Genomic DNA, 18,867 nt, shown 5'->3' with positions numbered 1-18,867 from the left:
AAGATCAAAACTGATCATCACGATTATTCAGCCCAATTGAACTTAGTATCGTCAACACCTTCTTTCTCTTCTTTAGCTCGCTCGCGTCGATGTTGTTCTTCAATTCGCGCAGCGTCTATCTCTTGCATGATGGCTTCGATATCAGCCAAGTCGTCGGTTTCCGTAAACTCACCCGTCAGTTTGCTGTCTGGCTTCAAGTCGCCTTTCTCGTACAGCGCCCACATTTCCTTGGCATACTCGGTTTTTGCCAGTTCAGGAGCAAACTGAGCGTAATAGTCACGGATGTTATTGATGTCACGAGCCAGCATCCACTCAGCGTTGTTGTTAGCCGAAGCGTCAACCGCTTGTGGTAAGTCGATAATTACTGGACCGTACTCATCCACCAATACGTTGAACTCAGACAAGTCACCATGGATCAAACCAACACACAGCATTTTAACTACGTAAGTCATCATCACGGCGTGGTCTTCGATCGCTTGCTCTGCTGACATCACCACATCGTTCAAACGTGGTGCAACGTAACCCTCATCGTCAGTGACCAGCTCCATAAGCAGTACGCCATCAAAGCAACCATAAGGGACAGGCACACGAACACCCGCTTCTGCCAGTTTATATAAGGCATCCACTTCAGCACTTTGCCAAACCTTTTCTTGTTGTTCACGACCAAAGCCAGAGCCTTTTTCCATCGCTCGAGCGCGGCGGCTATTTCGGACTTTTCGGCCTTCACGATACGCGGTCGCTTTTTTGAAGCTGCGTTGGCTTATTTCCTTATATACCTTGGCACAACGGATCGTATCGCCGCAGCGCACAATGTACACCGATGCTTCTTTGCCACTCATGAGTTGGCTTGTCACCTCGTCGACTAAACCGTCGTCAACTAAAGGCTGTATTCTTTTAGGTATCTTCATGCCGCCTTTATACATCACTTATCTTACAGATAGAAATATTAACTTGAGAAATGAATGACGAAACGATTAAAGGATCATCAAAATTACGACAAAGGAAGGAAATATTGGAGTTAACGGGTTTAGATCATGAGGATTGACCTGATCTATTCAGATTATGGGACTAAGACTTATTACGACGACAACGTTCAGAACAGTAGATCACGTCATCCCAACAGCGCTGCCATTTTTTACGCCATGCGAAAGGCTTTTGGCAAACAGGACATATCTTAGTCGGTAAATGGGGTTTCTTGTGCATGGCCGTTCCCTTCTTGAAGCATCCACTTCCTGCGTTTACTAGAGATTCCCTATTACGCTCGTACCTCGCTTTAGAGAATGACGAAGGCAATACGAACAAAGCCTAGTTCTCTATGACGTTCGTTCCTGACTTTAAGGAGTGACTGCGTAGTGATTTGTGACTACTCCCGACTCCGTCATCCTCGAGAAGGAGGAACGACTGAGTCGGGGATCTGCTTCATCTAGCTCTGTTTCTATTTCTGCGCAGATAAATTTAGCAAGAACCAAAGTAACAACCTAAGCGACAACCTTGTACTGCTTCTCCATCTCACTCACACCTAAGCCAGAGTGTTTTGTCACTTTAAGCTGAACGGGCACTCGCTCTTTCAGTGCTTCAACGTGGCTAATGACACCGATCATCTTGCCTGATGCATTCAAGTTATCTAACGCGTTAAGGGCAATGTCCAATGTGTCACTATCCAACGTGCCGAAACCTTCATCTAAGAACAGAGAATCAATACTGGTTTTGTAGCTCACAAGATCAGAAAGCGCTAATGCCAACGCCAAGCTCACCAAGAAGCTTTCGCCACCTGATAAAGTCTTTGTATCACGCATCACATCGCCCTGCCATGTGTCGAGCACTTGCAGTTCTAAACCATCGTCGGCTTTACGTTTAAGCTCGTAACGACCATGCAAACGTTGTAGCTGCTTGTTCGCAAGGTACACCAAGTTTTCCAATGTTAAACCTTGGGCAAACTTACGGAACTTGTCGCCGTTCTTAGAGCCAATAAGTGAGTTCAAACGAGAGATATCATCAAACTCGACTTGTTGCTCATCAATTTGCTTAAACAGATCTTGCTGATTACTGCGGTTCTGGCTATCCGTTTCAAGATTGGCAGAAATTGCACCGATCTTGGTTGCATGGCTTTGCTGTGCGTTTTGACACTCAGTAGTCGCTTCTTCAACTTGCTGTTGGTCTTGCTCTTGCCATGCTTTCGCATTTTCGTGATTTAGTAGATCCACTTGTGTCGCTTTGGCGGCGTTCAACCTAGCTTGCGCACTGACAATCGCTTCGTCTAAAGACTTCTTCAGGCTTTGAAGTTGAGTTCTAACCTCTTCATCTAACAACGCTGCTTCAAAATTAGCCTCATCTTCGAACGGGCTAGTTTTCAGCGCTTCTAACCAAGCATTCGACGCTTGTGTGTAGCTGGATTGCTTACTGACTAACTCGTCCGAGAAACCAGTGTGTTTGGTTTGCTCGGTTCGATGTTCAAGTTCGCTGCGGTTAAGCACTAACTGCGCGGCATCAAATGCATTTACTGCTTCAGTGACTCTTTGCTTCATCGCATTGCTGGTGGCTTGAATGTCTTTGTCACCAAACAACTCTGTTCTTTCAGCCGTTACACGAGTGAGTTCTGACACTAAAGACTCACTCTCTTGCGTCAGTGTCGCGAGCTCTTTCTCAACACTGCTTAGCTTGTCGTCTAACGTTTTCAATTCGGCATTTTGAGTAATCAGTTGCTTCTCAATATCGGCCTGTTGCTGTTTGGTTTGCTGCCATGTGCTTGATGCTTGCGATTTCGCAGTAAACCAATCATCGATATGCTCAAGTTCAGGTGCTTCGATAGAAGTTTGAACAATGCTCTCTTTCAAAGCGTTCCATTGCTGGCCTTTCGCTTGAGCTATTTGAGTCACTTGCTCGTTTGCGACTTGGTTTTGCTTATTCAAATCAGCTAAGCGTTGCTCGGCCAACTCGAGATTAGACTGCGCCTTGTCAGCCATAACACTTACAGACAGGCGTTGTTTCTCAGCTTCAGCGTAATGCGCTTTAGCATCACCCAACGCTTTGAGTTGCTGCGCGCTCTGACTTAGTTGAAGTTCACACTGCTGAGCAAAGGTCGCGACTGTAGCTTCATTGCCTAAATCGTTAATCGTTAGCAGTGCCAGTTCAGGAGCCGTGCCAACGAAATCCGATAAGCTCTGTTGAAGCTTGCCGACAACGCCTTGCCAATTCAGCTGAGCTTGTTGAATATCCGCTTGCGCACGTTGAATGTCATCGTTAAGCGCCACAATCACAAGGGTAAGAGAATCTAACTGCTGACGATGCTCTTGGCCTTCTTTTTTGATAGCCGTTAGCTCTAGGTTTTCCCTATCTTTTTGAGCGACCAAATTTGCAATGTCTTGCGACTGTTCAACCGAATGGTCTGTTGAACCACACAGTGGGCATTCAGACCCAGATTCTAGAGCTGCACGGTATTTCGCCAATTCGCCTTCTTGATCAATCAAACGCGTTAATCGCTCAAGCGAAGTCTCTCTCTCTTTATATCGTTCCACCAGCACTTCACGCTCTTTCGAAAGCTTGTCGACCAACTGGGTGTTGGTTTGATGTGCCTGTGTTTTTGCGTGCAGCTGTTGTTGGGCATTTAGGAAACCACGATTGATCTCGAGTAATGAGTGCGTATTGCGATTCCAAAACTCCAACAGATCTTTTTGCGAATTCAACACTTGCTCGCTAGTGTTGCCTTTCAAGGCTTCCCACTGTTGCTTTGCACTACTTTCTAGCACAACCAATTCAGCTAAAGTTTTATCTTGCGTTGCTTTAGCGTCTTGAGCAGATTTGATAATCGTTTGCTGTGCATCAACCGTAGACAACGCTTGCTTCGCTGAATTCAACTGCTCTGAATGCTGGCGCTCTAGAGTACGAACTTGCTCGACCTTTGCTTGCCACTGACCTAGGTATTTTTCCAAATGCTGGTCAGCTTGATGCGTATTTAAGTACTCAGTACTGCGTTGATCTTGTTGCTTTAGTGCATCTATTTTTTGAACCAAAACGACCTGTTGATTAAGCTGCTGCGTATGTTGCTCGTTTAGCGTGTTCGCTGCATTAACGGTCGCAGTTTGCTTATCTTTGAGTACGGCAATTTGGTTGTCTAGCGGACGCACGAGATCGATGATCTTATCTTGATCTTGTTGCTCACTTTTTACCTGTTCGACAATCGCACTGCTTTGAGTCAGTTTAGTTTGCGCGTCTTGCATTTCTGCATCACGAACGGCAAGTAACTTGGTGCTGTTATCTAGGTGAGCTTGAGTAGTGTTCACCTCTTGTTCGCAACGCTTTAAATCTTTGTGTACTGGACGCAGCTTTTCAGCCGGCTCACTGTTTGCCAAGCGCTCTAGTGACGGTTGGTTACGGTCTAGTTCATCTTGAGCGGTTTTCAGATCGAGCTCACTGGCCGCAATAGTTTGCTCAGCTTTGGTCACGTCTTTCCACCAGCTAAGATGGGCTTGCCACTCTTTTAATTGCTCGGCTAAACGCTTCTGCTCTACTTCTAGCGTTTCACGCTCTGCGGTCAGCTCCTGGACTTGCTCTTCAGACAGTAAGCTCACCCCTTCAGCTTTCGCTTTAAGGTGATTAAGCGACTCTTCACTCGACTTAAAATGATCGTAAATGCGCTCTGAAATCAGGCTATAAACTTCTGTTCCCGTCAACTCTTCAAGTAGCTCTGCACGGTCGTTAGCATTGGCATTTAAGAACGCTGCAAACTCACCCTGAGACAACATGATGGATTTAGTGAAGCGTGAAAAATCGAGACCTGTTACCTGCTCCACCAACTTGGTTTTCTTGGTCAGCATCGTCTCTAAGACTTTGTCGGTGTCCGCATCCGCAAATTCACACGTTGGCGTTTGTAATGCGCCATCGTGTTTTCCGCGCGCTCGCTTTTGGTGGAAGTTAGAGCGATACGTTTTGCCCTGCACTTCAAACTCCAGCTCAGCAAAACACTCACCCGTGCCACGCGTCATTAATTCATTGTTGCCCTTAGCGATGCTCTTTAAACGCGGTGTGCGGTGGAACAATGCCAAACAAATCGCATCAAGAATGGTGGTTTTACCCGCCCCTGTTGGGCCAGTAATCGCAAACAAGCCATTTTCCGCAAACGGTGATTGGGTAAAATCGAGCTTCCAACGTCCTTTCAAAGAGTTCAGGTTTTCAAATTCTAGGCTTAAAATCTTCATACTGGTTACTCTTCTACTTTGTTTGGCGCTTGAGCGCTCTCAGACACTTCAACCATCACTTGTTTAAACTTCACCGTCATGCGCTCTAAACGCGCTTTTTCAGAATCCGTTTCAAACTCTTCTAAGGCAATACGCTTGCTAAACACGTCCATCGGGCTCAGTTCAGATAAGGTTTCTGCCGACTCTTGCTCTAATGCTTGATTACGACGCTCTCTTGCACGGCGCAGTTGAAGTACTTCAACGTTCAAGCCTTCGGTCAATGCACGCATACGTTCTTGGAGATCTGAAAGGTAATCTTGCGCTTGCACTTCGATCGATAACCACACGCTTTGCTCGCTATCTAAACCTATGTATTGGTTCAGCTGAGATTCGATCTCGCTCAAGTCGCCTTTGATTTCAGCTAGAGGTTGGAATGTGGGAACAGGCAATTGAGAAATGGTGCGCTCACCTTCAACAAACTCAACAACACACACTTGTTTCTGAGACTTAAGTTCATCAAAACTTAGTGGGATTGGAGAGCCTGAATAACGAATGTATTCACGCTTTGCCACCACTTGTGGGCGATGAATATGACCAAGTGCGATATAGTCTGCGTCTGGGAAGCCATCAGCGGCGAAACCATCAAGGTTGCCGACATAGATATCACGCACAGAATCCGATTGTTGGACACCCATCGCCGTTAAATGACCGGTAGCGATAATCGGCATGTGCTCGCTGTTTACAAACGTCGCGCGCTTAGCAACCGCCGCATCATAAACACTTTGATAATGCTGTTTGATTGCATCGCCGAGTTGCTTCTGACGCTCAACGCCAGTGACACCCGCCTGGCTCATCAACACATCGCGAGGGCGAATAAAAGGAATGGCACAAACCAGCGCTTCTACATCGCCGTTCTTGCCTTTTAGTTCGACAACCTGAGTCGCATGATCTTCATTGGTATTAGGAATCACGTCTGCGCCCATGTATTTGAGCAGCTGTTGTGTCTCTTTAAGCACAGAGACTGAATCGTGATTTCCACCTAATAACACCAATTGGCAACCGATCTTGTTCGAATCGACCACAAACTTGTTATACATCTCACGAGCGTAACTCGGCGGTGTACTGGTATCGAAAATGTCGCCAGCAACAATGATCGCGTCGATGTCGTGCTCTGTAACTTGCTCAAGTAACCATTGTAAAAACCGTTCATGTTCATTCTTGCGGCTTTTATTGTAGAAGTTTTGGCCAAGGTGCCAATCGGACGTGTGAAGAATCTTCATTGCTGCTCACTGGAAGTCTGTAATACCTTTAATCTACCAAAATAGTCGAGATAATTCCCTTTTATAAGCTTGTGAAAACCAACTAATTTCAGGCTTTGGACCAACTCCGCCCATAGCGTGACCAATCGTTATTTTTGACATAAAAAAACCGCTCAACGTTAGAGCGGTTTTAGGTGTCCATAGCTTTAGCTTTAAGCTATTTCACAGAGGTCGTCAAAAATTGTACGAAGCGCCCAGAGTTACTGTGCTAAACGCTAAATCACGGCTTGCCAGTCTATTACCATTCGGGCCGAAGAATTCGATATTTACTGCATCTGCTTGTGAGATTAAACGTAAGGTTAGGCTTTCTACTGGCGTGTATTCAACACCTATACCAAAATGGAAGCCTAATTACGCGCAGCTAGACAATCAAAGATATTGCAATAGATGCCATGATCACGCCAACGACAAATTCCAACACCTTCCACGCTCTCGGGTTCTTAAACATTGGAGCCAAGAAGCGAGCGCCATATCCAAGTGAAAAGAAGAACACGAATGACGCCGATACCGCCCCAGCGCCAAACAACATTTGATCCGGTTGATATTGAGTTGAGATAGACCCCAGCAATACCACAGTATCCAAATACACATGCGGGTTAAGCCAAGTGAACGCCAAACACATCGCAATCGCTTTGGTTAATGAGTCTTTAGTTTCTGCCGTGGCTTCTAAGGCGTGGTTTTCGGTAAATGCTGATCGGAAGCTTAAGAATGAATAGACACCCAAAAAGATAGCGCCACCATAACGGGCGAACTGCTCAATTTGTGGGAACTGCTTAACGATTGCGCCAAAGCCCGTCACGCCAAAGCTAATCAGTAAGGCGTCAGAAATGGCACATACAGCACAAACTGCCAATACGTGTTGGTTCTTAAGCCCTTGCTTTAAAACAAACGCATTTTGAGAGCCAATCGCAAGAATCAGCGAAAGGCCAAGGGAGAAACCTGCAAAGTAAGTCGACATCTAAGGCTAGTCTCTTAACGCAACTCAATACTCATAAACTGGCTGTGCGGGTCTAACACATAATCAGCAAAGGGTTCACAGTATCCGAAGCCAAACTTTTCATACAGGTTACGCGCAGCCTTAAAGTAGTCTTCTGAGCCGGTCTCTAAACTGATTGTTTGATACTGGCGGGCGGTTGCTGTATCCAATACGTGCTGTAAAAGTTGGCTCGCAACACCTGACTTTCGAGCAAACTGTGAGGTTCTCATCGATTTGAGTTCAGCGTGTTGGGTATTTAGCTCTTTAATGGCAACACACCCAAGTAGTTGGCTGTCTTTCCAAGCACTGAAAAAAGTAATCTCTGGTGACTTGAGCCCATCTAGATCCAGTGCATGAACGCTTTCGGCTGGCGAAGTGGCGTACATATCAGCGAGGTGCTCTTCAAGTAATTCAATGACTTCCCCACCCGACAAGTCATCCACCTTAATTTCTATTGAAGCACTGCTTTCCAATGCTGTTCTATTTTCCATTGAACCCTGTGCATTTATTGCTGATGTCATTGTTTCAACTCTCCTTGTTTAGTTCGCTTATTTAGCTTGAGTGATTTGGTTTTTATCAACAGCCCACTTTCCTGAATTGTTTCCTTTTCAAGAACTCGGTTTGAATCAGTAAAATTAACGATTAATCATAAAATTATAAATGTCACACTGGGTTTACCTAGATACCATATTTTTCCTATCTCGTCTCGTGATAAAAGCGTTCCGCAAAGCCCGTATGGTCGCTGCATTGAGGGAGCAACACCTGTTTTAGTTAACGAATAAGTAGTCAGGGCAAAGTGAATAGCGATGACACGCGTACTGATGTTGTTGGCAGCTTAAACATCCCTTTAAACGGTCTCATTTAAAACGACCATAAGTTAGAAAATAAAACGCTTTCATTGACCGAATATTTGATTGCGATTTTCCAATTTCGGTATATGATGCGCCACCCTAATTTTTCAGCTTATGCTGCAGGCAAATATGTCCGCCAACGCACTCTATACCGACCTATCCGGTTACTATGATTTAATGTGTGTAGATATTGACTACCAAGCGCAAAGTAACTGCGTACGTAGACTCCATCAAATCTTTGGAAATGAAGGAAAAACACACCTCGATTTAGCTTGTGGCACTGGCCCACACGTTCGTCATTTTATTGATTTCGGTTACCAAAGCGGTGGCCTAGATCTTAACAAGCCGATGTTAGATATCGCAGAAGTTCGCTGCCCGGAAGCCAAGTTCTCAGTACAAAACATGAGTAACTTTGAGGTCACGGAACCACTCGATCTTATCACTTGCTTCCTGTATTCCATCCATTACAACGATGGCCTAGAGAAGCTTAAAGAGTGTATTGAAAGTGTGCATCGCGCGTTAAAGCCAGAAGGTATTTTCTGTTTTAACGTTGTTGATAAAGACAAGATTAGCAACGACCTGTTTGTTAGACACACAACAAACCAAGACAAAGACGATTTCACGTTCCGTTCTGGTTGGTATTACTCTGGTCAGGGTGATAAGCAAGCGCTAAAGCTTAGTATCGAAAAGACGACTGCTGGTGAAACTCAAGTGTGGAATGATGAACACCCAATGGTGGCATTCTCGTTTAAAGAGTTAATCGAGATATTGAAGCCCTACTTCGAGGTTAATATCTTCGAGCACGATTATGACAAGCTGATTCCTTGGGATACTCAGTCCGGCAATGCGCTGATCACATGTGTCAAAATCTAGATAAGTAGATACGTGGCGAGTTAAGCCAAACCTATAGATCAAAAAAAGAACCCACACTCGCCGTTCTCCTTATAGAGCATCAGCCAGTTTGAGTTCTTTTGTATCAAGCTATCAGTTACTGAACTCTCGATTAGAAGTCCGCTGTCATACCTACGTAGTAAGTACGTGGCTCTTCAACATAGCCCATGCTCTCTAGCTCTTGTGATACAGCTTCGTCAGTTAAGTTCGTGATACCTGCACGCAGTCGTACTGAAGCATTCACGTTGTAGACAGCACCTAGGTTCAGCGTTGTGTAAGCGTCTTGAGTTAGGTCGCTTTCGATCTGACGTTCACCACGGTAACGCGCACTAACAAAGGTGTTCAGGTCGTAAGTTGGGCTCCAGTTCAGTTTAACTAAACCCGAATGCTTGTAACGCTCAAGTAATTCTTCACCAGTAGACTTATCTTCAGTGTCTAAGAATGTGTAATTACCAGACACACCCCATTCATCAGTAATTTGGAATTGGCCAGTAAGCTCAGCACCTTGGATAACAGCTTCTGAAACGTTAACGTAGCTACGTGTACCTTTACTCACAAAGTTGCCACCAGTATCAACACAACCGAAACCATTCCCACCCCAAGTACCGCCCGACCTACATTCAGTATCACCACGGTCGATCAAATCCTGAATTTCATTACGGAAAAGAGCACCTTCAACATTCCAACGAGGCTGAGTGTAAAGCGCAGCGATTTCATAGTTCCAGCTTGTCTCTGGGTTTAGGTCTTCATTACCCACGATATCACACCAACCTTTACAGCTGTTAACTGTATAGTCGGCTTGGTTTTGAGTCAAAGTTGGAGCTTTAAATGCTTTACCCACACCACCCTTGATGATCAGGTCATTCGTTGTTTGATGAACCAAGTACACACGTGGGCTGAACTCTTCACCGTACTGCTCGTGCTTATCTAAACGACCGCCGATGGTTGCTGTTAGTTGATCAGTCATCAGCCATTGGTCTTGAATAAATAACGCACCTTGATACGCTTCTGATGTGTCATTGACCAAGTTTTCTTTGTTGGTTAGTTCACTCAATTGGTAGTCCATACCAAACGTAAGCGTGTGATTATCACCAAGATAAGTGGTCGCCGACGCTTCTACGATCTGAGTTAACTCTTCGATATCACTGCTATAGGTGGTATCAGCATCCGCAGCATCGTTATCGGTGACGTTTTCACGAGAGTAGCGAACTTGCGTATCACCCCAGCTCCAAAAACCACTGTGCGTAATAGCTTGGCTATTACGTACAACCTTTGTATCGACCGGGTTAACACCTGTAGCGTGTTCCGCTAGTCCATCTCGTTTGTCATCACTGTAACCAAAATCAAAATCGATGGTTTGGTTGTCTGTTGCGTGCCACGTCAAGCTTGCTAACAAACTCAAAGTATCGCGTTCTTCTAAAGCCGTTATGTCTTCTCGACCATTACCTGTATAAGGCTGCCAGCCATCTCGGCTTGTTTGGTTAACAGAAAGGCGAGCAAACAACTCGTCATCAATCAATGCACCAGATGTCGTGAAGCCCAACGAGTACTCTTCCCCTCCATCACCGTCAAGTGGAGATGAAGTGTCCATGCTTAGAGTAGAGCTCCAATCGTTTTCTGGAGCCTTAGTGATGATGTTGATTGTACCGCCCATACCATCTGAACCGTAAAGTGCAGACATTGGGCCACGGATTATTTCAACACGTTCGATCGAATCAGCAGGAATCGTTGATAGGTCGAAGTCGTTACCACGGATGATGGCACTTGCAGAGCTTAAACGACGACCGTTCACCATGATAAGAGTGTAATCTGAATCCATACCACGAATAGAGATCATCTGACGGCCAGCACGTGTGCTATCAAAATCAGACTCAACACTCGTTGATTCGGCAACGATGTCTGCCAAGGTAATACCAGGGCTGTCTTCAATGTCTTGCGCGGTGATAACCGACATCGAAGCTGGCGCTTGTTTTAGTGCCATCTCGGTACGAGTTGCCGTAACAACCATTTGCTCATCTGTTGCTTGCGCTTCTTCTTGCGCCAACACGTTAGCCGAAAATGAGGTACAAATAACAGCGACTGCGATCGAAAGGGGTTTACGAACCAAAAGGGGTTTGCGAATCAAAAGAGATCTCTCAGACATGATATTCATTCTTATATGTGATTAGTAATGATAATGGTTTGCATTAAACAACCGACTACCATTCTTATCAACGAAAGTTTCATACCAAAAATCGATTCTCGTTATTCACCATTCAAATAACGAAAGAGATCTATATTCAACTCGATAGGTATTCATAATTTTCATTCACCCTGCAGATGAATTATGTATAAAGTTCTTTGAATATGTTGCGAACCCAGCGACACATCGGGTCGTTATGAAAGCGCTTATGCCAATATAGATAGACGTCTTCTGATGGGTGGCGCAACGCTTTAGGCACGCGTTTACAAACAAGATCTCTTTGCTTAGCGGCTTGTTGAGCAAAAGGTGTCGGTAAATGAAAGATGATGTCGGTTGCTTCTGCCATATCCGGCGCGACGTTAAAATTGGAAAGCTGAATTGGAATGGACAGCTGGCGCTGCTTATCAATCAAGCCAAGATCTTTAAATCGACTTTCGATCGAGAGCTTCTTATCCCCTTGCAGTGAGATTTGACCAAGTTGGCTATTCAACAAGTCATCAACGGTGATCTCTTTATCTGCCAGAGGATGGTTTTTACTCATCAACAAACGGTAATCTCGGCTAATCACGAACATTCGATACAAATTTTGCTCTGAACTTAATGGCTCGTGGGTCGACAACACAAAGTGCGCATCACCAGATAACAGAGGCTCAAAGTGTCGTTTAGGAATCGAGTCGATATCAACAGTCATGTTCGGCGCTTGTTGGCGTATCTCCGCAACTACCTTGGGCAGCAAGTGCGCGACATTAGGTACTAAACCAAAGAAACGAACCGTACTGTCACTGCTTTGTGGTTCGAATACATCGCCATGTACCAGCTTTTCTAAACGTGTCAGTACCGAATTGAGATCTTGCTTAATGGCTTCTGCTTTTGGCGTTAACTCATAGCCATAAGCCGCTCGCACCAATAGATCATCATTGAAAACGGTACGCAGTTTTTGCAGAGATCGGCTCACCGTAGGTTGGCTCATATCCAGCGCCAATGCCGTGTTGGAAACGTGCTTCTCTTCAAGAAGGTGTTTAAGAATAACGAGTAGATTGAGGTCGACTTGAGCAAGATTCATTATGCAAATATTAACAATATAGAAAATTCAATGTGCGCATAGTGCTATTTCTTAACAAGTAATACAATTGATAATCACTCCTATTTTGATCTAGAGCAATATGCAGAGCAGAGTTTAAGGTTAAGTGGGTTTTAAAGCTCTAAGTCAGAAATGTTTAAACATAAAAAAGAGAGGCACCATGGCCTCTCTTTGATCGTCTACTTTATATAACTAGCGTTGAGCTATATGACTACAGCTTTGTCCAAGCATCTTGCCAGTATTGGCTATCTGCTGGAGCGTAAGACGCGCTTGCACACCATGCCGTGTATGGCCAAGGCTTACATTCGTACAAGCCATTATCGCTGCCGACCACAATGTCACCCGATGCGTAGTTTGTGCCCGCTTCATACGGAGGGTAATCACCTGGAGGAGGTGTTGTACCGCCACCGTCTTTAACAGCGAACGAATCGTTTACCATCACCATTTCACCGTCAGATGCTTTACCGACCACTTCAAGTGCATATTGCCCTTCCGCTACATCGTATAAGTCGATGGTAATGGCGCGGCTGTCCGTTACGTTAACCTTAGTTTGCTCAACCACAGTACCTGCACTGTTGATCACCATAGCCGTAACATCTAATGCTTCATTTGATGTCAATGTCAGATCTAAACGAACATTGCCGTTATCCGGCGCATATTCTGACTGAAGGCCTGAAACTGCAAGCTCTAAGTCATCGCCCGGATCTGGGTTACCACCACATGAAGAGTCTGAAACTTTTCTCCAAACGCCCCACTCACCTGTCGTTCCAGGTTCTTCACCGCGAGTGTACCACCCTGCTCCCCACGTTGAACCGTCGTGAGATACTTGATCACCTTCAACATAAACGGTGTCTGCATCCCATGCCGCAGCACAGTTAGAACCATCAGTCACAGACACTTTACGGTCAGCGGTTACAGTTTGGTTCGCGCTGTCTGTCACGCTATACACAAGCGTGTAGTTGCCGATTTCATTTACATCAACACTGCCAGTGTGTGTGATGGTGCTTGTTAAATCGCCATCTTCAGCATCACTCGCCGTCACGCCAGCCATAGCATCAAACGCAGTACCCAACACAACTGTTGTGTCAGATACGCCATTAAATACTGGCTTCTGGCTGTAAACCTCTACCGTTCTTGCTTTAGTGGTTTCATTGTTATCGCTATCTTTAACACGGTAAGTCAGTACATAAGTGCCGATAACCGCCGTTTCGACGTATCCTTCAACATCGATTGATGACGTTAGATCGCCGTCTTCTTTGTCTGTTGCCGTTACGCCATCCATAGGATCAAACGTTGTTCCGTGAAGAACACGCGTATTTTCGACACCTTTAAGAACAGGCTCACCCTCTACTGGTGGTGGCGTTACTTGACCGTGTACAAACGGGCCGTAGTCTTTAATAAACTGCTCGTTGTATTGTTGGCCGTTTTTGTTGGTGCCCATGTCCCAGTTAATAGACCAAGTCATTACACCACGTAGCGGTTGGCCTTGCGCCGTTAGGCTATCAAATGCGTCGTATAAATCTTGTGGCTCTTGCACAAAACCTGTCGCTGCAGCATCGATACTTGAAGGAATACCAAACACGAGCTTGTCATGTGGGATTTTGTGGAAGCCACGCGTTCCGTTGATAAGAGAATCAGAAATGTAGTAGATGAATTCTTCTTTTAACGCATCGTTGTTTTGAGCAATCCAACCCACGCCTTCAACCCAGATACCATCGCCACCTTGGTTGTAAAATTGTGGGTTAATCCAGTCGTAGTAGCCTTCTAGATTATCGATATAAGGAACGTACTTACCGCCTGTCGTTAGATACGGGAACTCAGGCGCCATTGTAATAAGGAAGTTTTTACCTTCTGCGCGGTAGTGATCTTTCACTAGCTTAAGTGCATCCGGAATCACGGTTTGGTTGTTTGCGGCGGTTACGGCTGCTTGTTCAAGGTCAATATCTAGGCCATCGAAGCCGTAACGCTCGGTAAGACGGATAATCTCATCAGCAAAGGCTCTTTCATCACCGGTTTCTAGCTCTACGTGTGCATCAGCACCACCCAAAGCCAACAGTACAGAGCGACCTTGCTTGTTGAGCTCAGAGATTTGGTCAATAAATTGTTCTTCTGAAAGCCCAATGGTTGGGTCCAGTTTAAAAGTTGGGATTCGACCATCAGCCACATCGTAAACCTTCATGAATGACACATTCACGATGTTGTACATTGGGTTCACTTCATCCAACGTCACACATGGCGCATTACCACCTTGGTAGCCGCCACCGTCACACCAGTTATGCCAATAGCCAACCACCACGCCAGAGTCTGGATTCGTCATATCTGAACCATTCGCATAAACAGCGCCAGACATTGCCGCCATGCCGAGCGATACTGCTAATTGTAGAGCTTTACGTTTCAACATTAGTCCCACTTCCTTACTTAACAGCTGTGCCAATCACAACCGAACCAATTCATTGTAACCATGAATATTTATAGAAAAGTAATGGAATTTTTAGGAAAAGATGACCTTTGATTTAACTTGTGATTTTAAGTCACAGATTGAATATCAGAATCAATATGATTTTGACTTTTCATTCAAAATGAAATGCTAAAATCTGTTATTTTCGGCCGAGCACATTGACCATGCAAATATTTAATCAACCTTAATTCACATAGATAATTAACCGAAAATATAAAAAATCACCAATAGGAAAAAACTAACTTTAAATCGACAAAAATCGATCCAAAAACACCGTAATTACTGACCTCAGACCAGATACCATTGCGAGTGATATCACTAAAACAGCCTGTATATAGCCATCATACATGTGCTAGCAATACACACGTATAACGGAATATAGGAGCAAGAATTTGTAGGATTTTGAATGTATACGCCGGGAGTTTTTCAGTTAACCATCAGTGCCAGATGAATAATATGCATCCAATAGTGAAATAAAATTCACCTTATCAAGTTCATTAAGTTGATTAATTCCAGCCGCTGCTTTTCTTCCTCCGCCAGTCGCAAAACTTGAGCAAATTTCGTCTGCACCCGTTCTATTTGATAATGGCGCACGTAAGCTCACCGTGTAAGACTCGCCGTCTTGGTTTTTCGTTAATACTGCTTGCGCTCGGTTTGGATCTTGATTAACGATTTCATTACCAAATACGCCACTGATGCGCCTTGCCCACGTCTCACCTGGCAGTTCAAACACACGTGCGACTTCACTTTCATAAACAGGAGCAAGGTTTGATAACTGCTGGCGATCATTTTGATAAGCATCTCGTAGTCGATAAAACACAGAGTCTTTATCATCCAAAAGATCAAACGGATTCGGGTATTGATAAAGGGTTTTGTAGAGCTCAGCTGGCGTGAAATGCAAATCACTCAGTGACGAACCGTAACCGTTGTAGTTAACCAAGGTACCTAGCTCTTCTAGAAACTCTTTTTGAGATTGAGCGAATCCATTTTCATCCGCTAGCCGCGCCGCCACCGTTTTTAGATTGTCGCCAAAGGCAGCTGCGATTGCCCAAGCCACATGCGCACCATTCAGCTTCTGGTTAATCAGCAAGCTCGTGCAGCTCTCTGGCGCGGTATCAATCAGAGTATCTAAATGACTAGAAGTTGGGACATCCCCTGTTCGGTGGTGATCGCAATAAAATACATTGATGTTTGCGTCTAGCAGTGAGTGCAGTGCAGGCAGGTTTTTCTCCATCGATACATCTAAAACGGTAACGGAAGAAACATCACCTTGCTTACCCGGCTCCATAGTTTGAGTAACAACTTGAGAGACCAACTTAATATCACGCTTAACACCAGTAATGAGCACGCTCTCTCTTGGCTCACTTAATCGCAGCTGTAACAACGCGATTATGCCATCTGCGTCTCCGTTGAATACGTCGTAGTGCATGTTGTTCCTCTTCCTATAGATTTAACCGTTTGCCAGAAACGCGCCAATTCGTTTGTGTGTTCGATAGTCTGTCATTATTTTAGTTATATTTCACAGATACTTAAGTCTATTTTGGAATGCCTTATTCTCATTAGATTGAAAAGATAAACACATTAATAATATTGTATGACTTATGTCACAGTAAAAGAATACGAAAAGATTATAAAATAAGCGCCTCCCACTTAATGATAAAGAGACGAATGAACACTACCACCACTCTTGTTTATGACACTTTGAAAAGCCTTGCTGCTCACGCTCCTGAGCAACATGCCGAGATTCGCCAGCGTTTATATGAGCAGTTGAGCCTGCCATTTAACAAGCAGCTCTCGTTATACGCTAATGTGCTTGGTCCTATCAGCTCAGGTAAGTTAGCGGGATGCGACAATATTGATAAAGCGGTTGAACTGGCACTGGATGTGCTGGAAGGCCGAAATAAGTAGTCCCCCCTTTAATACGTAATATAACGGCCCAGATCTTCCCCCAGATCGGGCCGTTTTTTTATTCTCGTCATTTATCTATTTGAATTTCAGGCACAAAAAAGGCGTAGATGATCCACGCCTTTTGTTTTAGTAAGTTCTATGTTGTTTATGAAGTCTTGAACTGCGCGACCGCTTGGTCCATATCGTTCGCTTGCTCTGCTACCTTGTCCACTTCAACTAAGCAATGCTGCGCCGAAGCGTTATTGTCGTTCGAGATAGTGTTCAGCTCAGTAATTGAGTCACTCACTTGCGCCATTACTGCGCCCTGCTCTTCAATCGCTGAAGCAATACGTTCTGAATTACCTTGGATGCTTTCCATGTCGCTCAAGATAAGTTGCAAGCTCGCATCCAGCTCTTCCGAATCTTTCAGCGTTAGTTGACCTTGTTGATTACACTCGCCAATCTCTGCCATCGACGCCTGCATCTGGCTTTGAATTGCACTCACCACGGAAGTTATCTCTGTGGTCGATTGATGCGTTCTGCTTGCTAGTGCGCGTACTTCATCGGCAACTACCGCAAAGCCACGACCTTGTTCACCCGCACGTGCTGCTTCAATTGCTGCGTTCAATGCCAATAGGTTAGTTTGTTCTGCAATGCCTTGGATGATGTTTACTGCATCGCCGATCTGGTCAACATGATGGTTCAGTGAACTGATCGAATCTTGGCTGCTTGAAAGACGTTCAGACAACTGGGTGATGTTGCTGATGGTTTCAACCACCACTTCACGGCCTTTATCGGCATTCACTTTCGCTTGATGTACACCTTCAGCGGCAACCGATGTGCTTTCAGAGATCTCGCCAATGGTGAGTACCATCTCTTGAACTGACGTTGTCATTGTAGATGTGTGATTTGCTTGAACTTCAAACTGTTTGATTACTGACTCTAGCTCATCATGCATGTTCGATGTGCTTTGTGTCAGTTGCAGTGACTTAGATTGAGAGGCAGCGATAAGCCCTTCCAGTTGATCCAACAGTTGGTTGAAGTATTGGCCTAGCGTGCTGAGTTCGTCTTTACCATCTAGGTGAGAGCGAATAGACACGTCGTTTGAGTTAACGATATTACGGATAACCGAAAGCAGTGACTCAATTTTGCCAATGATAGAACGGACGATTAACCAGCTGAACAGAATGATCGACACAAGTAGTGTGACGCAAAGGATGTTGTTGATCAGCGATAGTTTGTCCATCTCTTGCTGCGTTTGTTGGTCTAGCACCGCCGAGAATTCTTTAAATTGAGTTTCGATAGCATGAGAACCCGAGCGAGCTTGCCCAAGCAGACCTTCGTTGTGCTTCAAGCCAATCACTCGCTTCTGTTCAACCACTTGACGTGCAGCATCTATCAAAGCAGTTGAGCTTCCAACATTAGAAGTAATAGAAAGAACACTCGGATCGAACTCACCCTTTTCAATTAAGTCATTGAACAGGTAAAGCTCGATTTTTTGTTCAGCACTGGCTGTCGCGCTGATGTTATCGAGCAAAACATGAAACTCGCCTAGCATGCCTTTGTCGCGTGCTAGCCCATAGACTTCGCTCGCTTTAACTAGGTTAACAAAGCTGGTGTGGTAAGTTTCGATGTCTTCACGTAGGTGTGTGCTGTTGGCTAAGCCTAAATCACTGAGCACTGTATCTAGCTCAGATTCAGACGCTAAGAATTTGTTGTAGTTTACGTCGAACTTGGCGAGGTATTTCATATCGCTACGCAGTAAGAAATCTTTCTCGTTACGGCGAAGATTGAGTAGTCGCACTTCAAGTTCTTTGGTGATTTGTTTGGCTTCGCTCATTTGAGCGGTGGTGTCTGCAAATTGCGATGTGGTAAACAGCAGTGAAATCATGCCGAAGATGGAGAACATCCCCAACGAATAGAGCTTTTTCTTTATATTCATATACGTGGCTCGTCTTTACTAAATTAACTATGAGTATCTAATTGATCGCATCGAAGCATGGAATACAACTTGCGCGACCTGGTTATTGTTATATTTTTTGTATCAG

General features: G+C 44.8%; 13 protein-coding genes and 1 pseudogene. 2 read left to right on the top strand and 12 right to left on the bottom strand.

What is annotated here, in order from left to right; translation table 11 throughout:
- Window positions 1-23: 23 nt before the first annotated feature.
- From AB4512_RS16980 to AB4512_RS16950, 7 genes and pseudogenes are all read right to left on the bottom strand, one after another.
- Window positions 24-908, bottom strand: a complete 885-nt coding sequence (locus AB4512_RS16980) for a PA4780 family RIO1-like protein kinase (protein ID WP_029235559.1) — start codon at window positions 906-908, stop codon at window positions 24-26.
- Between the two features lie 160 nt (window positions 909-1,068).
- Window positions 1,069-1,203 (bottom strand): DUF2256 domain-containing protein, encoded by a 135-nt coding sequence (locus AB4512_RS16975; RefSeq protein ID WP_081324519.1) that lies wholly within the window; start codon window positions 1,201-1,203, stop codon window positions 1,069-1,071.
- Between the two features lie 275 nt (window positions 1,204-1,478).
- A complete protein-coding gene (locus AB4512_RS16970; protein WP_372175209.1) occupies window positions 1,479-5,195 on the bottom strand; it encodes an AAA family ATPase in 3,717 nt (1,238 codons plus the stop codon).
- A gap of 5 nt (window positions 5,196-5,200) precedes the next feature.
- Window positions 5,201-6,454, bottom strand: a complete 1,254-nt coding sequence (sbcD, locus tag AB4512_RS16965; RefSeq protein ID WP_017067000.1) for an exonuclease subunit SbcD — start codon at window positions 6,452-6,454, stop codon at window positions 5,201-5,203.
- Between the two features lie 213 nt (window positions 6,455-6,667).
- Window positions 6,668-6,841: pseudogene (locus AB4512_RS16960) on the bottom strand (porin family protein); the annotation flags it as partial.
- Window positions 6,842-6,854: 13 nt separating this feature from the next.
- A complete protein-coding gene (locus AB4512_RS16955) occupies window positions 6,855-7,451 on the bottom strand; it encodes a LysE/ArgO family amino acid transporter (protein WP_017059193.1) in 597 nt (198 codons plus the stop codon).
- 14 nt (window positions 7,452-7,465) lie between these two features.
- Window positions 7,466-7,990 (bottom strand): GNAT family N-acetyltransferase, encoded by a 525-nt coding sequence (locus AB4512_RS16950; RefSeq protein WP_017059192.1) that lies wholly within the window; start codon window positions 7,988-7,990, stop codon window positions 7,466-7,468.
- 459 nt (window positions 7,991-8,449) lie between these two features.
- On the opposite strand from AB4512_RS16950, the gene AB4512_RS16945 reads away from it, so the two are divergent.
- Window positions 8,450-9,193: a class I SAM-dependent methyltransferase gene (locus AB4512_RS16945; RefSeq protein ID WP_029235856.1), complete on the top strand. Its 744-nt coding sequence runs from the start codon at window positions 8,450-8,452 to the stop codon at window positions 9,191-9,193.
- 130 nt (window positions 9,194-9,323) lie between these two features.
- On the opposite strand, the gene AB4512_RS16940 is transcribed toward AB4512_RS16945, so the two are convergent.
- The 4 genes from AB4512_RS16940 to AB4512_RS16925 form a co-directional block, all read right to left on the bottom strand.
- Complete coding sequence (locus AB4512_RS16940; protein ID WP_372175207.1) at window positions 9,324-11,354, bottom strand: TonB-dependent receptor domain-containing protein; 2,031 nt, start codon at window positions 11,352-11,354, stop codon at window positions 9,324-9,326.
- Between the two features lie 181 nt (window positions 11,355-11,535).
- Complete coding sequence (locus AB4512_RS16935; protein ID WP_048611266.1) at window positions 11,536-12,456, bottom strand: LysR family transcriptional regulator; 921 nt, start codon at window positions 12,454-12,456, stop codon at window positions 11,536-11,538.
- A gap of 229 nt (window positions 12,457-12,685) precedes the next feature.
- The gene (locus tag AB4512_RS16930) at window positions 12,686-14,875 is read right to left on the bottom strand and encodes an immunoglobulin-like domain-containing protein (RefSeq protein ID WP_372175206.1); all 2,190 of its coding nucleotides are present in this window, start codon (window positions 14,873-14,875) and stop codon (window positions 12,686-12,688) included.
- Window positions 14,876-15,362: 487 nt separating this feature from the next.
- Window positions 15,363-16,361 carry an acetyltransferase gene (locus tag AB4512_RS16925; RefSeq protein WP_102321015.1) on the bottom strand — a complete coding sequence of 333 codons (999 nt, stop codon included), beginning with the start codon at window positions 16,359-16,361 and terminating at the stop codon, window positions 15,363-15,365.
- Between the two features lie 239 nt (window positions 16,362-16,600).
- Here AB4512_RS16925 and AB4512_RS16920 point away from each other — a divergent pair, with 239 nt between their 5' ends.
- Window positions 16,601-16,840 (top strand): PAS factor family protein, encoded by a 240-nt coding sequence (locus AB4512_RS16920; RefSeq protein ID WP_004733935.1) that lies wholly within the window; start codon window positions 16,601-16,603, stop codon window positions 16,838-16,840.
- A 145-nt stretch (window positions 16,841-16,985) separates the two neighbouring features.
- Here AB4512_RS16920 and AB4512_RS16915 read toward each other — a convergent pair whose 3' ends face one another.
- Entirely contained in the window at window positions 16,986-18,710 is a 1,725-nt protein-coding gene (locus tag AB4512_RS16915) for a methyl-accepting chemotaxis protein (RefSeq protein WP_372175217.1), read from the bottom strand.
- Window positions 18,711-18,867 lie beyond the last annotated feature (157 nt).

It is taken from the genome of Vibrio sp. 10N.222.52.B7, from assembly GCF_041474275.1.
Lineage (GTDB): Bacteria > Pseudomonadota > Gammaproteobacteria > Enterobacterales > Vibrionaceae > Vibrio > Vibrio crassostreae_C.
The sequence above is the reverse complement of the archived record's forward strand: the minus strand, read 5'-3'. Positions and strand labels throughout refer to the sequence as shown.

What these genes read in the sequence shown, in the direction of transcription:
- AB4512_RS16980 (WP_029235559.1), bottom strand. Translation starts at nt 908, where the DNA reads ATGAAGATACCTAAAAGAATACAGCCTTTAGTTGACGACGGTTTAGTC.
- AB4512_RS16915 (WP_372175217.1), bottom strand. Translation starts at nt 18,710, where the DNA reads ATGATTTCACTGCTGTTTACCACATCGCAATTTGCAGACACCACCGCT.
- AB4512_RS16970 (WP_372175209.1), bottom strand. Translation starts at nt 5,195, where the DNA reads ATGAAGATTTTAAGCCTAGAATTTGAAAACCTGAACTCTTTGAAAGGA.
- AB4512_RS16975 (WP_081324519.1), bottom strand. Translation starts at nt 1,203, where the DNA reads ATGCACAAGAAACCCCATTTACCGACTAAGATATGTCCTGTTTGCCAA.
- AB4512_RS16945 (WP_029235856.1), top strand. Translation starts at nt 8,450, where the DNA reads ATGTCCGCCAACGCACTCTATACCGACCTATCCGGTTACTATGATTTA.
- AB4512_RS16930 (WP_372175206.1), bottom strand. Translation starts at nt 14,875, where the DNA reads ATGTTGAAACGTAAAGCTCTACAATTAGCAGTATCGCTCGGCATGGCG.
- AB4512_RS16940 (WP_372175207.1), bottom strand. Translation starts at nt 11,354, where the DNA reads ATGTCTGAGAGATCTCTTTTGATTCGCAAACCCCTTTTGGTTCGTAAA.
- AB4512_RS16925 (WP_102321015.1), bottom strand. Translation starts at nt 16,361, where the DNA reads ATGCACTACGACGTATTCAACGGAGACGCAGATGGCATAATCGCGTTG.
- sbcD (WP_017067000.1), bottom strand. Translation starts at nt 6,454, where the DNA reads ATGAAGATTCTTCACACGTCCGATTGGCACCTTGGCCAAAACTTCTAC.
- AB4512_RS16955 (WP_017059193.1), bottom strand. Translation starts at nt 7,451, where the DNA reads ATGTCGACTTACTTTGCAGGTTTCTCCCTTGGCCTTTCGCTGATTCTT.
- AB4512_RS16935 (WP_048611266.1), bottom strand. Translation starts at nt 12,456, where the DNA reads ATGAATCTTGCTCAAGTCGACCTCAATCTACTCGTTATTCTTAAACAC.
- AB4512_RS16950 (WP_017059192.1), bottom strand. Translation starts at nt 7,990, where the DNA reads ATGACATCAGCAATAAATGCACAGGGTTCAATGGAAAATAGAACAGCA.
- AB4512_RS16920 (WP_004733935.1), top strand. Translation starts at nt 16,601, where the DNA reads ATGAACACTACCACCACTCTTGTTTATGACACTTTGAAAAGCCTTGCT.